This is a genomic window from Brevibacterium sp. LAARM2_SD2 (assembly GCF_057364785.1).
The window spans coordinates 1-17,807 of record NZ_JBNFOM010000033.1 but is presented as its reverse complement, the minus strand read 5'-3'; the positions used below and the strand labels follow the sequence as shown (position 1 = coordinate 17,807).

The following is a 17,807-nucleotide window of genomic DNA, read 5'->3' as shown; positions in this document are numbered from 1 at the left end:
CCTCACCGGCAAGTGACGATGTCGTCGAGCGCCGGCGTGGGCGAAGGTCGGCCCCGCCGCATGCCGGTGCTGACACCTCAGCCGGCGTCGCGCGCTCAGCCGGTGCTGATGCCGAAGACGAGGCCGAGGCCGTAGGTCACGGCGGCGGCGCCGAAGCCGATCGCCATCTGCCGCAGCGCCCGCGGTCCTGGTGCCTTGCCCGAGAGCAGGCCGACGGTGCCGCCGGTGAAGAGGAGGGCGATGCCGACGAGACCAGCGGAGAGGAAGACGGCGGGCAGGCCCGTCATGCCGAAGATGTAGGGCAGGATCGGGATGAGCGCGCCCGAGGAGAAGAACGCGAAGCTCGAGAGCGCAGCGCCGATGCCGGTGCCCAGCGCGGAGCTCTCGATGCCGGATTCGAGGCTCGGCAGCTGTGGGGCGTTCGTCGTCTTCGCCTCGGAGATCGTCCGGTGGGCCTGGATCTCCGCTTCGTCGGGGTCCATGCCGCGGGCGCGGAAGACGAGGGCGAGCTCGTTCGCATCGATGTTGAGGTCGGCGAGCGCGTGCCGGGACTCCGGATCCGGGGTCGAGGCGTCGAGGAGCTCGCGCTGGGAGCGCACGGAGATGTACTCGCCGGCACCCATTGACAGGGCGCCTGCGAGGAGTCCCGAGACGCCCGTGAGGAGGATGACGGTGTTCGGCACTCCGGCCGCACCGACGCCGAGGACGAGCGCGAGGTTCGAGACGAGACCGTCGTTGGCGCCGAAGACGGCGGCGCGGAAGTTGCCCGACAGGCGGGCCCGGGAGCGGGCGGCGAGGGCGCGGACGACCTCGGCGTGGATCCGCTCGTCGGCGGCCATCTCCGGTGACGCGGCGTCGTCGTTCTGGTACGGGGAGCTCGTCTCCGACTGCTGCGCGAGCGCGAGGATGAAGACCGAGCCGAAGATCCGGCCGAAGAAGGCGAGGAAGAGGGTGACGAGGTCGGGGGTGCGCTTCTTCGCGGCATGCGGGCCGAGGAGGCGGATCCAATGCTGCTGGTGCCGGGATTCGGCGGCGGCGAGTCCGAGGAGGATCTCCCGGTCCTCACCGGTGCGGCGCTCGGCGAGATCCCGGTAGACGCGCTCTTCGAGGCGCTCGTTGGCGAGGTAGCGCTGCCACCGCCGGATGGTCCGGCGGTCGGGCGGAGGGTCGGTGGGCGCGGCGGGCGCAGACTGCTGGTTCGTCACTGGTGCGATGCTATCGGAGACCACCCCCTCAGTTCAACACTTGCGCAATTGCTTAAGTATGGGTTGTTATCCATTCGTGACCTAAGGATGTTACTGATGCGATAGGTTAATGAACCATGTGAGTTGTGTCACCGTTTCGTTATAGATGTTTGTGATTCGTTACCAACGGCGAACCACTCGGCGAAACACCAGAGTCAGGCTCTCCCAGCCCCGAGCGCACCGCACCCAGGGATGACAGACACCGGGTGTCCGCAGTCCGCGCTCGGGTGAGCATGTGGGGTCGTGCACCGTCGACGGCCCGTGAGGCGAGATCGATTCGCGTGGCACCTGAGGAGCGAAAGGAACTCCATGAAGTTGCGCATGAAAGCCGCGTTGGCCGTCACCGCATCCGCGGGACTTGTCTTCAGCGGCATGGCTCCGGCGATGGCCGCCGGAACCGCAGGTCCGACCGAGCACACCGATATGGGCGTCACCGGCGACGCCGTGATGGAACAGCTGCAGAACATCTCAGACATCTCGGTGAAGAACGCCGACACCGGGTACCGGGCGCTCGGCGCCCCGGGATACGAGGAGGCCGTGGAATACGTCGAGCAGACGCTCAAGGCCACGGGTGCCTACGACGTCAGCCGGCAGGCCTTCGACGTCGAGAACCAGGACTTCGGCACCGTCTCCGTCAACGTCGACGGGGAGGACGTCGCCGTCACCCCCGCGAGCTACACCGAGGGCACCTCGGCGCCGCTGACGGATCTGCCGCTCGTCGTGCCCGTCGATGACGACTACTCCGATCTCGCCGGCGGTCAGCTCGGCTGCCAGGCCGGCGACTACGACGATTCGGCCAATGGCGCGGTCGTCCTCGTCGCCCGTGGTTCCTGCACCTTCGGGGAAAAGGCACAGGCCGCCACGGACGCCGGAGCAGCCGCCGTCATCATCTACAACAACACGAAGGACGCCCCCGACGAGGAGCTCAACGCCACCCTCGGCGAGCGCATCGAGAACGGCGCGCCCACCGTGGGCACGACGTACAGCCTCGGCAACGGACTGCTCGAGAAGGTGCAGGCCGCGGCCGACGGGGAGGCGCCGGCCACCGACTTCACGCTCGAGACCGAGTACAAGACGTCGACGACGTGGAACGTCATCGCCGAGACGAAGGCCGGCGACAAGGACAACGTGCAGATGTTCGGCGCCCACCTCGACGGTGTGGCTGATGGGCCGGCCGCCAACGACAACGGCTCGGGCTCGGCTGCGCTGCTCGCCAGTGCTGAGGCGCTCGCCCAGCAGCCGACCGAGGTCGACAATGCGGTCCGCTTCGCGTGGTGGGGTGCTGAGGAGGTCGGACTCGTCGGGTCGACGAAGTACGTCGAGAGCCTGAGCGCGGACGAGCTCGCCAAGGTCAAGGCCTACATGAACTTCGACATGATCGGCTCCGACAACTACGTCGTCGGCACCCTCGACTCCGACGGCTCCGACGTTCCGGTGCCCGACGGCGTCAACGTCCCCGCCGGTTCGGCCGAACTCGAGAAGGTCTTCACCGACTACTTCGCCGACAACGACCAGAAGAACATCGGCACCGAGTTCTCCGGCCGCTCCGACTACCAGGCGTTCCTCGACGCCGGTGTGCCGGTCAGCGGTCTGTTCTCCGGGGCCGATGAGATCAAGACGGCGGAGCAGGTCGAGTGGTTCGGCGGTGAGGCGGGCAAGCCGCAGGACACGAACTACCACCAGCCCACCGACACGATCGACAACGTGAGCCGGGACGCGATCGACATCTTCGGACCCGCGATCGCCTACTCCGTCCACACGCTCGCCTACGACCTCGCGCCGGCTCCCACGGAGACCCCGACGGAGACGCCGACCTCCACGCCGACCGAGACCCCGACCTCGACTCCGACGGAGTCGCCGACGGACGCTCCCGACGAGCGGAGTCTGACGATCGATCCGACGACGATCGATGAGAACGACTTCGTCTCCGACACCGGCGTCCAGGTCACGGCCACCGGCTGCACGCCGGGGACGACGGCGACGATGACGGTGGATCCGAAGAACGGCACCATCGAGAAGTTCGAGCAGACCGCGACCGTCGACTCCGACGGCGTGGCGAAGTTCGGTGTCCGCGGACTCGATGAGTCGAAGTCGGCCGAGTACGTCGGAAAGTACGACGTCACCGTCGACTGCGAGGGCGGCGACGCCCTCAACGGCTCGTTCGAGGTCGTCGCGGCCGGAGCCGACGATCCGGGCGCCGGCGGCGGTGGCGGGGGAGACCTCCCGCGCACCGGTAACGAGGCTCTTCCCCTCGTCGCCTCGGCCGCAGCGCTCATCGTGCTCGGTGTCGTCATGACCATGGGCGCCCGCCGCAGGAAGGCCGGCAGCCTCGAGTGAGACGGTGAGTCCGGGTCGGCGCGGTCATGACCGCACCGCCCCGGACTGATCCACCCCGAAGCCACGCGGGCCGGTGACTGGACAAGTTCGCCGGCCCGCGTGATCATTCTCTGCCGGCGACCTCATCGTCGTATGCCGGGGCCCGCATCCTTGTCTGCCGGCACGCGCCGAGGCGGCGGGAATCGCACCGTGCGAGCGTGACCCCGGACACGCCCCTCCTCCGCATCTCACGGGCGCTGGTGCGGTCTGACCAGGTGTGACGGTGCTTCTCTGGGCTCGGCGACGCAGGATCCGCCCAGCTTCGCCCGGCACAATGAGGTTCCGTGACCCCTAAGAAGCTCTTCAATTTCTTCGCCGTCGCCGAGGCCATCACGTGGGCCCTCCTGCTCTTCGGCATGTTCCTCAAGTACGTCACCCAGACCACCGAGGTGGGGGTGCGCATCGGAGGCGGAATCCACGGATTCGTCTTCCTCTGCTTCGTCGTCGTCGTCCTCCTCGTCGGCATCTCCCAGAAGTGGAGCATCGGGCGCATCCTCATGGGCCTCGTCTCCGCGGTCATCCCGTTCGCGACGATCCCGTTCGAGATCGCCTCGGCGAAGGCCGGAGCCCTCGACGGCGACTGGGGGCTCGGCCGTGGCGGCCGGGCGCCGCGCGGACCGCTGGAGAAGCTGAGCGCGTGGGCGCTGCGCTCGCCGTGGCTGGCCGCCGGGGTCGGCGCGATCGTCGTCATCGCGGTGTTCTCCGGACTCCTCGTCGTCGGTCCTCCCGGCAGCTGAGCCGCCGCACGATTCCCACCGCCTCGGCGAGTTCCTGACCTGGAACATCTCCGTCCTCTGCGGCCTGGGCAGGCGTCGTGGCCTCCGATAGGGTGGTGAGCACGGGCCGACTACATGCGTCGGCTCGCCTGCATCCCCGTTGAGGAAACGAAAGGCCCGCTCATGGACCTCATACTCGGCGCCGTCATCATCGGCGCCATCGCCATCGTCGTGCTCATCGCACTCGTCGTCATTCTCCGGTCGTACAAGATCGCCTCCCCGTCCGAGGCCCTCATCATCACCGGACGCAACGCCTCGGGAGCGTCCGGGTCGGGACGGATCATCATCGGCGGACGCGCAGTCGTCTACCCGATCGTGCAGAAGGCGTTCATTCTCTCGCTGTCGTCGCGGCAGATCTCGGTCGAGATCGACGGCATCTCGAAGAACGGCATCGCGCTCAAGCTGCGCGGCGTCGCTCAGGTCAAGGTCGGCGGCACCGACGATGACGTGCGCAAGGCCGCGCAGCGCTTCCTCGACCAGCAGGATCAGATCGACCACTACAGCAAGGAGATCCTCTCCGGCACCCTGCGCGCCGTCGTCGGCACGCTCACCGTCGAGCAGATCATCCAGGACCGCGCCTCCTTCGCCGCGCAGGTGCAGGAGGAATCCGCGCACTCGATGAACAACCAGGGTCTCGTCATCGACACCTTCCAGATCTCCGCGGTCGAGGACGAGGGCAGCTACCTGCGCGACTGGGGTCGCCCGCAGGCCGCTGAGGTCGCGAAGAACGCCGCCATCGCCGAGGCGAATGCCTCCCGCGCCGCGGCCGTCGAGGAGGCGCAGCAGAACGAGGAGACGCAGAAGCAGCAGGCGCTGACCGATCAGGCGATCGCCGAACAGCAGCAGCAGCTCGCGCTGCGCCGGGCGGCGCTGAAGGAGGAGGCCGACCAGCGACAGGCGACGGCCGACAACGCCGGACCGCTCGCCGCCGCGGCGGAGAAGCAGAAGCTCCTCGAACGCGACCGGGTCGTGGCGAAGGAGGCCGCGGAGCTGCGTGCCGAACAGCTCGACGCCGAGGTGCGCCGCCCGGCCGATGCCGAGCGCTACCGCCAGCAGGCCGAGGCCGACGCCCGAGCCTACGAGATCGAAGCCCAGGGCCGAGCCGAGGCTGCTGCCGAACTCCACCGCCGGTCGAAGGAAGCCGAAGCCATCCGCCTCGAGGGCCAGGCCGAGGCCGACGCCATCAAGGCACGCGGTGAGGCCGAGGCCGGAGCCCTCGAGGCACAGGCCGAGGCGTACAAGAAGTTCAATGACGCCGCCGTCCTCTCGAAGGTGCTCGAAGTGCTGCCGGACATCGCCGGCGAACTCGTCGCTCCGTACGCGAACATCAAGGACCTCTCGATCGTGTCGACCGACGGCGAGTCGAAGCTCGCGAACTCGGTGTCGAACAACCTCGCCCAGGTGCTCGAGGTCGTCCGCGGGACGACCGGCATCGACCTCACCGACCTCGTCGACAAGGCGCAGGGCGGAGGGTCGGCCTCGGGTGACGGCGACGACGATGCGGACGGTCCGGGCTCGGGTGGTCCGGGGTCCGGCGGTTCCGGGTCGGGCTCTGGTGGATCGGGTGGCCGCGGTCAGGTCATCGAGGGTCGTCTCGCCGACGACACTCCGGCCGCGCGCCGGGAGGCCCGGCGCGAAGCCCGTGACGGCTCCGGCGGTCGCCGTTCGGGCAGCGGAGGAACCGGTGGCCGCGCTGACGGCGGTCAGCGCGACAGCAGTCAGCGTGACAGCAGCCAGTGGGCCGGGTTCGACCCGAAGGACTTCCTCGACCCGGATGGCGGTCTCGACATCCAGCACATCGGCGACGAGGTCAAGCGCGCGACCGGCATCGACGTCCAGGCCTACATCGACGAGGCGCTGCGCCGCCGCGACGGCGGTGCCGCGGGAGGCAGCGCCGGATCGGGCTCCGGTGCGGGCACCGGTTCGGGGCCTGGTTCGGGACCCGCAGGTGGACCGGGGTCGGGACCGACTCCCTCCGGCGGCGGCACTGGTGGCGGTGCGTCCGGCGGCGGCACTGGTGGCGCGACAGGCGGCACTGGTGGCGCGACGGGCGGCACCGGCGGTGCGTCCGACGACGATGAGACCGGCAGCGGTTCGACGTCGAACTGACGTCGGTCGGTCTCCAGCGGAACCTGATCCGCACCGAGGCGGCGCCGCTCGCCTTCCGGTGAGCGGCGGCTCGCCTCCGCTGTGAGGGTCCTCCTCCCCTGCGGGTCATCCGCACTCGAGGACCCTTCACACTGAGGACCTACCACGCTGAGGCTCCTGCGCCCGCGAGGTGGATCCCGCTCGATAATCACGCGATCATCGAGCGGGATCCACCTCGGGGCCGTCGTCATGTCCGCGGGAACCACCTCGTGGCGTAATGTCCGCGGGCACCCAACGGGGACGTCGTCATATCCGCGATCCCCGCTGCGTCCGCGTCCCCCACTGTCCTCCGGCACGTGAGCATTCACTTCAGGCATATTCATAAATACATACGCATATGTTAATGTGAGTGTGAAAGGAGTCCTCATGTCTCATGACCACTCGCACGAAACCGGGTCGCGCAAGCGGCTCGCGATCGTGTTCTGCATCGTCCTGGTGATCTTCGCCTTCCAGGTCTTCGGTTCGATCTGGACCGGCTCGCTCGCCCTGCTCGTCGACACCGGACACAACTCCGTCGACCTCATCGGACTGGGCATCGCGCTGTTCGCCGCGACGCTCGTCGCGCGGCCGCCGAAGGGGCAGAAGACGTGGGGCTTCAAGCGCGCCGAGGTGCTCGCCGCCGGTGCGCAGGCGACCCTGCTCCTCGGCCTCGGCATCTACAGCCTCATCGAGGGTGTGCGCCGCTTCTTCGCGCCGCCCGAGGTGCCCGGCCCCGAACTGCTCATCTTCGGCGTCGTCGGCCTCGCCGGCAACGTCGTCTCGATCCTCATCCTCACCTCGTCGAAGAACTCCTCGCTCAACCTGCGGGCAGCATTCCTCGAGGTCATCGCCGATGCGCTCGGCTCCGTCGCCGTCATCGTCGCCGCGGTCTCGATCTGGCTCTTCGACTGGACCCGCGCCGATGCCGTCGCCGCCCTCGTCATCGCCGCCCTCATCGTGCCCCGCGCGTTCGCGATCCTCAAGGAGACCGGATCGATCCTGCTGGAGTCCGCGCCGAAGAAGCTCGACCTCGAGGCCGTGAAGAAGCACATCGAAGACGTCGATCACGTCGAGGCGGTCCACGACCTCCACGTCACCCGCATCGACTCGAACCTCCCCGTGCTCACCGCCCACGTCGTCCTCGCCGACGAGTGCTTCTACGACGGGCACGCGCCGCGGATCCTCGCGGACCTGCAGGCGTGCGTGGCCGACCACTTCGACGTCTCGATCGAGCACTCGACGTTCCAGTTCGACACGGCGAAGGACGCGGAGAAGGAGAAGCAGACCCACAGCTGAGGCCTCGGCACCGAGGCGGCTGCACCGCAACCAGAGCGCCCGCTGTTCCCCCGTTGAGCGAGGAGACGGCGGGCGCGGCTGTGCCGGGCTGGGAGGTCAGGGAGTCGGCAGCGGTGCGGCCGCCTCGGCGTGGATCGCTTCGAGCTGGGCGACGATCGCCTCGGTCATCTCGATCGTGTTCGCGTTTCCGCCGAGGTCACGCGGCAGGATCCCCGCCCCGGTGACGTTCTCGACGGCCTGCCGCACCGCGTCGGCCTCGGCGGGCCGGCCGAGATGGTCGAGCATGAGCGCGGCCGAGGAGATCGCTCCGATGGGATTCGCGACCCCCTGCCCGGCGATGTCGGGTGCCGAGCCGTGGACCGGCTCGAACATCGAGGGATGCCTGCGTTCGGGGTTGAGGTTCGCACTCGCGGCGAGTCCGAGGCTGCCGGCCAATGCGGAGCCGAGATCCGAGAGGATGTCGGCGTGGAGGTTCGAGGCGACGACGACGGAAAGCTCCTCGGGGCGAAGGACGAACTTCGCGCTCATCGCATCGACGAGGACGCTCTCGGTCGCGACGTCCGGATAGTCCTCGGCGACGCGGGCGAAGACCTCGTCCCAGAGCACCATGCCGTACTGCTGGGCGTTCGATTTCGTCACGCTCGAGACCTTCTTCACCGGACGGGTGCGAGCGAGATCGAAGGCGAAGCGGATGATCCGCTCGGTCCCCTTCTCCGTGTGGAGGCTCGTCTGCAGGGCGACCTCATTGCCGGGGCCGCGACCGCTCAGATTGCGCCCGCCCATACCCGCGTACTCGCCCTCGCTGTTCTCCCGGACGACGATCCAGTCGAGTTCGGTGTCATCGGCCTTGCGCAGCGGGGATTGGACTCCGGGCAGGAAGGTCACGGGCCGGATGTTCGCCCACTGGTCGAACGGCTGCGTGATCGCCAGGCGCAGCCCCCACAGGCTCGTGTGATCGGGGACATCGGCCGAACCGACGGCACCGAAGTAGATGGCGTCGTGCTTCTGCAGCTCGTCGAGGCCGCCGGCGGGGATGTAGTGGCCGTGCTCGAGGTAGTGCTCCGAGCTCCACGGGTACTCGGTGATGTCGAAGGCGATCGCGCCGTCGGAGAGCTTGGCGACCGTGTCGAGCACGCGCAGTCCAGCGGCGACGACCTCGCCGCCGATGCCGTCGCCGGGAATCGATGCGATGGAGAAGGTCTGGGTATCGGTCATGTCGGTCCTCGATCGTCTGAGGGAGTGGGCTCATTCCATTGAGCGCGTCGACGAGTCATAAGTCCAAGACGAGTTCTCGATTCCATTCATCGGCTCTGCCTATGGTTGGGGGAGTGGCCCCTCCTCTGTTCGGGGGAGCATCCCTGAGTCGCCGAGGCGGGCGGCCGTGTCGAGGAACGCCGCGGCGGCCGGCGTGAGCCCCGCGGGACGGGAGACGGCGGAGACGTGCAGGGCCGGCGCGCCGCGCAGGGGGGACCATCTCGACGTCTTCGCGCGGCGAACACCTGCCAGGCCGAGGGCAGGACGGCTGAGCCGAGCCCCGCACGGACGAGGGGCAGGATCGATGAGCGATGCGCCACCTCGGCGGTGATGTCGATGTCGATCCCCTCCGCGATGAGCTCATCGACGTAGGCGCGCATGAGCGAGCCCGGGTGGGAGACGATGAAGCGGGTGCCCGCCAGCGCTCTCGGGTCGACCGGCGCTGGTCCGGGAGGCGTCTGCGACCGCGGGCGGGCGAGCATGAGGGGGTGAGCGGTGACCTCGAGGACGTCGAGATCCTTGACCTTCAGCGGCTCGCGGCTGCCGGGGAAGCCGATCTCGGCGCGTCCGTGGCGGACGGCTTCGAGGGTCTCCTCGGCGGTGAAGGTGCCGTCGACGGCGAAGGCGATCTTGGGATGCGCGAGCGTGAAGCTCGCCATCAGCGACGACAGCGGTTCGATGCTCGGCGACGGCATCGCCGCGATCTCGATCCGCCCGGCCTGGAGCCCGCGCAGACGATCGATGTGCGCCTTCGCCGCATCGAGGTCGCGGACCGCGAGCCGCGCCGGACCTTCGAACTCACGTCCGGCCTCGCTCAGGCGCACGGTGCGGCCGATGCGATGGAAGAGCGAGACCCCGAGTTCCCGCTCCAGCCCCTTGATCGTCTGCGACAAGGACGGTTGGGCGACGAGCATGGCCTCTGCCGCCTTCGTGAAGCTGCCGGTGTCGACGACGGCGAGGAACTGGCGGAGCTGACGAATATCCATAGGCCCATGCTATTGGTCTGATCGGAAACAGGCCTTGGACTATATCGGTCCGCTCGGTCACGCTGGACTCACAGCGATGAAAGGACCAAAGACGGTGGATATCTCGCAGGGACGAGGCAACGGCGGCTCGTCGGTTCAGAAGACAGATGTGCGCGAAGCGCTGCTCGGCGGCAAGACCTTCCGCAGCCTGAGCGAGCAGAAGCTCTCTCCACGGGAGGAGCGGTTCGAACGGGCCCGGATGACCTCGGGGTTCATCCTCGCTCCTGCGGTTGCGATCATCTTCGCACTCATCCCGTTCGACCTCACGTATCAGCAGCACATGCTCGCTGCCGTCCTCCTCGGCGTCATCGTCCTCTGGATCACCGAGCCGGTGCCGATCCCGATCGGAGGGCTCCTCGGCGTCGGTGTCGTCGTCGTGCTCGGCATCGTGCCGGCCGCGGACGCCGTCGGACCGTTCGGGTCGTCGACGATCTTCACCTTCATCGGCGCGTTCATCCTCGCGCAGGCGATGCTCCACCACGGGATCGCCCAGCGGCTCGCGCTCACCGTGCTTTCCCTGCCCGGGGTCGGCAGATCGGTGTACCGGGTGATCATCGCCTTCGGTCTCATCACGTGCATCCTCTCCGCGTTCGTGTCGAATACGGCGACGGTGGCGATGCTCATGCCCACCGCGCTCGGCATCCTCGCGGTCATCGCCGAGCTCCTCCAATCGCGCGGCATCGTCAAGCCCGACTTCGACCCGCTGCGGCTGCGGGTGGGAGCGGCGCTGCTGCTCATGCTCGCCTACGGGGCGAGCGTCGGCGGTCTGCTCACCCCGGTCGGGTCCCCGCCCAACCTCATCGGACGCGGCCTCATCGAGGAGGCCACCGGTGAGAAGATCTCCTTCGGTCAGTGGATGGCCGTCGCGTTCCCGATCTGCGTGGCGATGTTCATCGTGCTCGCCCTCGTCCTCCTGCTCCTCAACAAGCCGGAGATCCGCAGGATCGAAGGCGTCGAGGAGTATGTGAAGAAGGAGCTCGCCGAGCTCGGGCCCGTCTCCCGCGCGGAGAAGAACACGCTCTTCGCCTTCGGTCTCACCGTCGTCCTCTGGCTGCTGCCGGCCTTCGCTGCGCTGTTCGCGGGCACCGACTCAGCGATCTACGAGTTCCTCGACTCCCGCCTCGACGAGGGGATCGTCGCGGTCATCGGCGCGTCGCTGCTCTTCATCCTGCCGGTCAACTGGAAGAGGCGCGAGCCGACCCTGACGTGGAGCCAGGCGGCGAAGATCGACTGGGGAACGATCATCCTCTTCGGCTGCGGCATCATCTTCGGATCGCTGCTCGCCGACACCGGCCTCGCCGAGACGATCGGCAACGGGTTCGCGGAGACGCTGGGCGTGACGAGCCTGTTCACCATCACGATCGTCTCGGTGATCCTTGCGATCCTCATCTCGGAGACGACGTCGAACACCGCGGCGGCTGCCGTCATCGTCCCGATCGTCATCCCGCTCTGCCAGGCGGCAGGAGTCGACCCGTTCGTGCCGGCGATGGCGGCGACACTGGCCGCCTCCTTCGGGTTCATGCTTCCGGTGTCGACGCCGCAGAACGCCATCGTCTACGGCACCGGGGCGGTGCCGATCACGAAGATGATCCGCACCGGGTTCACCTTCGACATCGCCGGTGCGATCCTCATCATCGTCCTCGCCCCGATCATGATCAGCGTCGTCGGCCTGGGGCAGTGAGGTCCCCTCGCCGAGGTGGTCCGGCCTGCCGGCGACCGCCTCGGCGAGGAATGACAGCCTCGGCGAGGATTCAGCGCTCCGGGAGGATCTCGATCGACTCGGTGCGGAACTTCTCGAGCTTCGCCGGGTCGATCGTCACCCCGAAGCCGACGGTGTCGGGGACGTCGACGCGGCCGTCGCGCATGACGATCTCCTCCGTGATGTCCTCATGGAAGAAGCGATTCGACCCGGAGATGTCACCGGGCAGGGTGAAGCCCGGCAGCGAGGCCAAGGCGGCGTTGGCCGCGCGCCCGAGCCCGGTCTCGACCATCCCGCCATGCCACACGGCCACGCCGTTGGCCGCGGCGAGGTCGTGGATGCGCTTGGCCTCGATGTAGCCGCCCACCGGCCGGGTTTGATGTTGATGACGGCCGCTGCCCCGAGCGCGATCGCGTCGGCGGCCGCCTCGGCGGAGACGATCGACTCATCGAGGCACATCGGGGTCTCCATGAGCTTCGCGAGCTCCGCATGCTGGCGGATGTCGGCCTCACCGAGGGGCTGTTCGATGAGGAGGAGGCCGTAGTCGTCGAGACGGCGCAGGTGGGAGGCATCGACGAGCGTGTACGCGGCGTTCGCGTCGACCTGGAACCCGAAGTCGTCGCCGAAGGCCTGACGGACCGCGGCGACCGTGGCGATGTCCTTGCCCGGCTTGATCTTCAGCTTGATCCGCGCATAACCCTCGTCGAGGTAGCCGCCGATGACCCTGACCGTCTCCTCGACGGAGTCCTGGATGCCGACCGACACCCCTGAGGGCACGGAGTCGACGACCCCGCCGAGGTAGGACTTGAACGACTGGCCGGTGAGCTGGAGCTGCGCGTCGATGAGGGCCATCTCGAGCGCGGACTTCGCCATCGGATGCCCGATGACATGCCGCAGGTGCCAGCCGACCGTCTCGGCCGTGAGGTCGTCGACGGCGAAGAGGATCGGGGCCAGCCACCGCCGGGTGACGTCGATGCCCGCGGCGACGTACTCGGAGGAGTAGAGCGGGGAGATCATCGCGACCGATTCGCCCCACCCGGTGATCTCGCCCTGAGGGGTGTCGAACCGCGCTTCGACGAGGTAGCAGTCCTTCTCCGTCTCCCGCATGAACGAGGTCTCGAACGGGGTGACGAGGGGAATGGACACCTGGTGAAGGGTGATCGACGTGAGCTTCATCGGCCGCGGCTCCTGCTTCGCAAAAGGGAAAGGTGATCGTCACCACCTTATGCCCCGGCACTGAGGCGGTAGTGCCCCGGGCCGTGGATTGGTACGGTGGGGCGAAGAGGGCACACGACGAAGAGGGGCCCACCGTGAACGACTACCTGCGGAGTCTCACCGCACGCAAGCAGTCATGGTTCGGGCTCAAACTCCCCGTCAAGGCGGCCCTCGCACAGCCGCTGCTCCACCCGCTCATGCGCGCGGTCGCCCCGCACATCGCCGGCATCCGGATCGGTCGGCTGCCCGCCCCGATCGGACTCACCGAGGTGACCGGTCGTGCCGGCGGAGCCTCCTTCGTCCTCGTCGATCCCTTCCGCTGCGAGATCGCCAAGGAGTTCTACTGGGGGAAGGGCCGGCGCACCGAACCCGAGGATGCCTTCGCCCTCGACCTCATGGTCGACCTCAGCCGCGACGCCGAGGTGTTCGTCGACATCGGCGCCTACACCGGGGTCTTCACGATGGCCGTCCTCGCCGCCAACCCCACCGCCGTCGCCCACTCCTTCGAGATCATCCCCGCCGTCGTGGCCGGGCTGGAGAAGAACATCGCGCGCAACCACCTCGGCGAGAGGGTGACCGTCCACCCGACGGGCGTCGGCGCACCGGGCACGACGATGCGCGTGCCCACCGGGGACGGGGGATCGGCGCTGCCGTCGTTCTACGCCGCGAGCATGGACTTCGCCGAAGGCGTCGAAGTCCGCTTCACCTCCCTCGACGAACTGCTCGCCGAACTGCCGGCCGGCACGTCACGGGTGACGGTGAAGATCGACGTCGAGGGAGCGGAGAACGACGTCCTCGGCCACGGGGCGGAGTTCCTCGCCGCCCTGCGCCCGGACATCCTCTGCGAAGTCCTCGACGACCGGGCCCAGCCGGGCGAGCTCATGCGACTGCTCGAACCGCACGGGTACAGCTACTTCCTCGTCGGGTCCGAGGAGCTCACCCACTCCGAGCGCATCGTCCCCGACCCCCACTTCCGGGACTGGCTGTTCACGGTGCAGACCCCGGAGGAGCTGAGCGCGAACGGGTACCCCGTGGCGTGAACGGGCCGGCTTGGCCTGAGGCGTGGGGCCACGGCGGAGGGGCTTGAGCAGTCTGCGCCCATTCGAAGGCGATTGCGCGGAACGTCCATGGTGATATTTCCGCGAATCTCACCCTGAACGTGGCGCAGAATCCAGGGGGCACCCTGAGAGTGGCGCAGAACCAGGCGGTGGCGGCAGCCCGGCCGCCTTCAGCGTCCCAGCTGGTCGGCGATGAGGGCTGCGAGCAGCGCCGTGCGCGGGGCGATCTCGGCGATGAGTGCGTGCTCGTGCTCGGCATGGGCCCCGTCGCCAACGGCACCGAGGCCGTCGAGCGTGGGAATCCCGTCGCCGGCGGTGAAGTTCCCGTCCGAGGCACCGCCGACGGCGACTCCGCGCGGGGCTGCGATCCCGAGTTCGGCGGCGAGTGCCGTCGCCCGGTCGAAGAGGGCCGCCGACTGCTCGGGTTCGAACGGCGGGCGGTTGATCCCGCCGATCACCTCGGTCGTCGACCCGTCGAGCTGCGGGTCTGCGGCGAGTGCTCGGATGGCCGCGTCGACGCGTTCGAGCTCGGCCGCGGTGCGGGCGCGGACATCGACGTCGACGCGCGCCTCGGCGGGGACCGTGTTCGACGTCGTCCCCGCGGAGATCACGGTCGGCACGACGGTGGTGCCCGCCTCGGCGTCGGAGAGACCGGCGACGAGCGGGAGGGTCAGGGCCAGCGCCATCCCCGCGTTGATGCCCTTCTCCGGTTCGAGCCCCGCGTGCGCGGCCCGGCCGCGGAAGACGAGCGTGTAGATTCCGGTGCCCTTCCGCTCGAGCTTGAGCGCACCGTCGGCGCTCGCCTCCATGACGAACACGGCTGCGGCATCGGCCGCCTCGGCGCGGATGAGATCGGACGACGTCACCGACCCCACCTCCTCATCGCCGGTGATGAGGATCGAGAGCCCAGCGAGGCCGTCCTCGCCGAGGCGGTCGCGGAGCATCGCGACCGCGTGGACGCTCATGATCGCCCCGGTGAGCATGTCGAAGCTGCCGGGACCGCGGAGGACGCCGTCGGCGGTGGAGAACGGGAGGCGAGCGAGCGTGCCGTGGGGCCACACGGTGTCCTGGTGGTTGAGGAGGACGACGCGGGGAGGGCTGTCGCCGAACCGCAGGCGCACGTGCGTGACGCCGTCGACGGTGAGGAGTTCCGCCTCGGCGCCGAGGCGCTCGCGCAGGAGCGCGGCGAAGTCGGCTGCCCCGCGCGCTACCGCCACCTTGTCGGCCGACGGCGTCTCGAGCGAGATGACCCGCTCGAGGTCGGCGAGCATGGCCGGAAGGCGATCCTCGGCGCTGCGGACGAGGTCAGAGGGCTGAGTGGCGGAGTTCACAGAGGTCGACATGGGCCCGATTCTAGTGCGGGATCCCGACGGTAACCCGCCCTGTCCGCATCGCGTGCTCAGGCGGCGGCGGTCCTGGCCGGGGTGTCCGGCGGTGTTCGCGCTGAGAGAAGTCACGGAACCGGCGGACACAACCTCTGCAGTGTGTGGTTTGCTTGTCGTATGGGTGAGGCAGTGAGTTCGAAGCGGTACACACCGGAAGAGCGGACCTTGTACCGCGAGAAGCTTGCGGAGAATCTGGAGCTCTTCGACACGTACCTCCGTCATGCCGAATTCAAATCGGCGGGCACGATCGGGCTCGAACTCGAGCTCAACCTCGTCGACGAGGACAATCAGCCGAGCCTGCGGAACAAGGAGGTGCTCGCCGACCTCGATGACGAGTTCCAGTCCGAGATCGGCGGCTTCAACCTCGAACTCAACCATCCTGTCCTCCAGGTCGCCGGGCGCGGTCTGAAGACCCTGGAGTCCGGGGTCGCCGATCGCCTGGCCCGGGCCAAGCGCGCCGCCGAGGCGAAGGGGCTGAAGATCGCCTCGATCGGAACCCTGCCGACGCTGACGACGCAGTTCCTCAGGAACGAGCCGTGGATGACGGAGGAGAACCGCTACGCGGCGCTGAGCAACTCGGTCATCGACGCGCGCGGGGAGTACGTGCAGATCGAACTCGACGGCAAGGAGACGTACCGGCAGGAGTTCTCCGACATCGCCCCGGAGTCCTCGTGCACGTCGATGCAGCTCCATCTCCAGGTCGCCCCGAACAAGTTCGCCGAGGCATGGAACGCCTCCCAGGCGATCGCCGCCGCACAGGTCGCGGTGAGCGCGAACTCCCCGCTGTTCGTCGGCCACAAGCTCTGGCACGAGTCGCGGATCCCCGTCTTCGGCCAGTCGATCGACACCCGCACCCCGGAGCTCGTCACCCAGGGGGTGCGCCCGCGTGTGTGGTTCGGGGAGCGGTGGATCACGAGCGTCTTCGACCTCTTCGAGGAGAACGTCCGCTACTTCCCGCCGCTGCTGCCGGAGATCAAGGACTTCGTCGAATTCAGCGATGCCGATGCCCCGAAGCTCTTCGAGCTCAACCTCCACAACGGCACCGTGTGGCGGTGGAACCGGCCGATCTACGATGCCGGCGACAACGGCGCGCACATCCGGGTGGAGAATCGTCTGCTGCCGGCCGCCCGACTCCCGTCGACATGGTCGCCGATGCCGCGTTCTACTACGGCCTCGCCGAGTTCCTCGTCGGAGAGAACCGACCCGTGTGGTCGCGGATGTCCTTCGCCGAGGCGCGCGAGAACTTCTTCGCGTGCGCGAAGGACGGCATCACCGCGCGGGTGACGTGGCCGAAGATCGGGCACATCGCCGTCTCCGACCTCGTCATCGACGTCCTCATCCCGCAGGCCCGCCGCGGTCTGCGGCGCCTCAACATCGACAAGGACGTCATCGACGAGTACATGTCGATCATCGAGGGTCGTGCCGAGCGCAAGGCCAACGGTGCGACGTGGCAGCTGCGGATGCTCGACCGACTTGCCCCCGGCAGCCGGAAGAACACCCGCGAACGCGACGAGGGGCTCAAGGCGATGATGGACGCCTACCTGACGAACCAGGAGAGCGGCCGTCCCGTCCACACGTGGGACGTCCCCGCGTGAGGGGTTAGGGCTCGCTGCCCCTCACCTTGCCCTGACGCCTCGACTCCAGGTCGTTCTGGACAGATTTTCGGCTGAATATTCTGTCCAGAACGACCTGAAGTCAGTCCTCCGGAGATTCCTATCTTGCGTATTGTGTTTCGCCGACCTCTACCGCCCGAGGTGAAGACCCTCCGGGCGAGAGCGGAGTTCATTCTCAAACGGTTCGATAGGACGTACCCACCATTGTGGGAGGAGCGCGCCGCTGGACTCAGCGAACGCGAAGCCGACGTGTCGGGCGCGGTGGAAATGATCGTCGAAACGCTCGAACAATGGTCTATGGCACACGAGCTCCCGACTTCCCAAAACTGCAGTTTCGTCAGTTCTGAGGTCGGTGGGCTGGGCGGTGTCGTCACCTCGGCCGAACCTGCTGAACAGAATTTGGTCAGCCGCATGGAGCGACTTCTTGAATGGATCGACAGCATCAATGGCTGAAACGGGCATGCTCCTTCGCTGCGGAATTGCGTGGCCGCCCCGTCCACACGTGGGACGTCCCCGCGTGAGGGGTTAGGGCTCGCTGCCCGACGGGTTTTGAGTTCACTGGCCCCGTTTCTTGCCCTGACGCCTCGACTTCAGGTCGTTCTGGACAGATTTTCGGCTGGCAGGTTCAGGTTTCTAGTGCACCATTGGGGTGTCTTCAGGGTACGCCCGCAAGGAGCATGTCTCCCAGTACCTCTGCCGGAGTCGCGTACTCCAGAACCTTCCGCGGCCTGCGATTGAG

13 protein-coding genes and 1 pseudogene are annotated in these 17,807 nt (G+C 68.0%); 9 read left to right on the top strand and 5 right to left on the bottom strand.

The features are described 5' to 3' along the window. Positions 1-95 precede the first annotated feature (95 nt). A complete protein-coding gene (locus AC2W7K_RS16530; RefSeq protein ID WP_198499918.1) occupies positions 96-1,205 on the bottom strand; it encodes a VIT1/CCC1 transporter family protein in 1,110 nt (369 codons plus the stop codon). 348 nt (positions 1,206-1,553) lie between these two features. On the opposite strand from AC2W7K_RS16530, the gene AC2W7K_RS16525 reads away from it, so the two are divergent. From AC2W7K_RS16525 to AC2W7K_RS16510, 4 genes are all read left to right on the top strand, one after another. Continuing rightward, positions 1,554-3,581, top strand: coding sequence for a M20/M25/M40 family metallo-hydrolase (locus tag AC2W7K_RS16525; protein WP_211978619.1), 2,028 nt, complete (start codon positions 1,554-1,556; stop codon positions 3,579-3,581). A 323-nt stretch (positions 3,582-3,904) separates the two neighbouring features. Continuing rightward, complete coding sequence (locus AC2W7K_RS16520) at positions 3,905-4,357, top strand: DUF3817 domain-containing protein (protein ID WP_211978620.1); 453 nt, start codon at positions 3,905-3,907, stop codon at positions 4,355-4,357. 162 nt (positions 4,358-4,519) lie between these two features. Beyond that, positions 4,520-6,505, top strand: a complete 1,986-nt coding sequence (locus tag AC2W7K_RS16515) for a flotillin family protein (RefSeq protein ID WP_211978621.1) — start codon at positions 4,520-4,522, stop codon at positions 6,503-6,505. Between the two features lie 405 nt (positions 6,506-6,910). Further along, positions 6,911-7,819 carry a cation diffusion facilitator family transporter gene (locus tag AC2W7K_RS16510; protein WP_211978622.1) on the top strand — a complete coding sequence of 303 codons (909 nt, stop codon included), beginning with the start codon at positions 6,911-6,913 and terminating at the stop codon, positions 7,817-7,819. Between the two features lie 96 nt (positions 7,820-7,915). On the opposite strand, the gene AC2W7K_RS16505 is transcribed toward AC2W7K_RS16510, so the two are convergent. Beyond that, on the bottom strand, positions 7,916-9,034 hold the full coding sequence (locus AC2W7K_RS16505; RefSeq protein WP_211978623.1) for a tartrate dehydrogenase: 1,119 nt from the start codon (positions 9,032-9,034) through the stop codon (positions 7,916-7,918). 86 nt (positions 9,035-9,120) lie between these two features. Then, positions 9,121-10,059, bottom strand: a complete 939-nt coding sequence (locus AC2W7K_RS16500; RefSeq protein ID WP_486006420.1) for a LysR family transcriptional regulator — start codon at positions 10,057-10,059, stop codon at positions 9,121-9,123. 94 nt (positions 10,060-10,153) lie between these two features. On the opposite strand from AC2W7K_RS16500, the gene AC2W7K_RS16495 reads away from it, so the two are divergent. Further along, positions 10,154-11,779, top strand: coding sequence for an SLC13 family permease (locus tag AC2W7K_RS16495; RefSeq protein ID WP_376872237.1), 1,626 nt, complete (start codon positions 10,154-10,156; stop codon positions 11,777-11,779). 70 nt (positions 11,780-11,849) lie between these two features. Here AC2W7K_RS16495 and menC read toward each other — a convergent pair. Beyond that, positions 11,850-12,973: pseudogene (gene menC / locus AC2W7K_RS16490) on the bottom strand (o-succinylbenzoate synthase). A gap of 134 nt (positions 12,974-13,107) precedes the next feature. Here menC and AC2W7K_RS16485 point away from each other — a divergent pair. Next, on the top strand, positions 13,108-14,052 hold the full coding sequence (locus AC2W7K_RS16485) for an FkbM family methyltransferase (RefSeq protein ID WP_376872231.1): 945 nt from the start codon (positions 13,108-13,110) through the stop codon (positions 14,050-14,052). A 188-nt stretch (positions 14,053-14,240) separates the two neighbouring features. Here AC2W7K_RS16485 and AC2W7K_RS16480 read toward each other — a convergent pair whose 3' ends face one another. Beyond that, positions 14,241-15,413 (bottom strand): M20 family metallopeptidase, encoded by a 1,173-nt coding sequence (locus AC2W7K_RS16480; protein ID WP_198499908.1) that lies wholly within the window; start codon positions 15,411-15,413, stop codon positions 14,241-14,243. Between the two features lie 207 nt (positions 15,414-15,620). Between AC2W7K_RS16480 and AC2W7K_RS16475 the strand changes: the two genes are divergently transcribed. The 3 genes from AC2W7K_RS16475 (at position 15,621) to AC2W7K_RS16465 (ending at position 17,521) form a co-directional block, all read left to right on the top strand. Beyond that, positions 15,621-16,739, top strand: coding sequence for a glutamate-cysteine ligase family protein (locus AC2W7K_RS16475; RefSeq protein ID WP_486006419.1), 1,119 nt, complete (start codon positions 15,621-15,623; stop codon positions 16,737-16,739). Then, positions 16,673-17,050 carry a hypothetical protein gene (locus AC2W7K_RS16470; protein WP_486006418.1) on the top strand — a complete coding sequence of 126 codons (378 nt, stop codon included), beginning with the start codon at positions 16,673-16,675 and terminating at the stop codon, positions 17,048-17,050. The genes AC2W7K_RS16475 and AC2W7K_RS16470 overlap by 67 nt, the downstream gene beginning before the upstream one ends. A 159-nt stretch (positions 17,051-17,209) precedes the next feature. Continuing rightward, positions 17,210-17,521 carry a hypothetical protein gene (locus tag AC2W7K_RS16465; protein WP_486006417.1) on the top strand — a complete coding sequence of 104 codons (312 nt, stop codon included), beginning with the start codon at positions 17,210-17,212 and terminating at the stop codon, positions 17,519-17,521. The last annotated feature ends 286 nt before the right edge of the window (positions 17,522-17,807 follow it).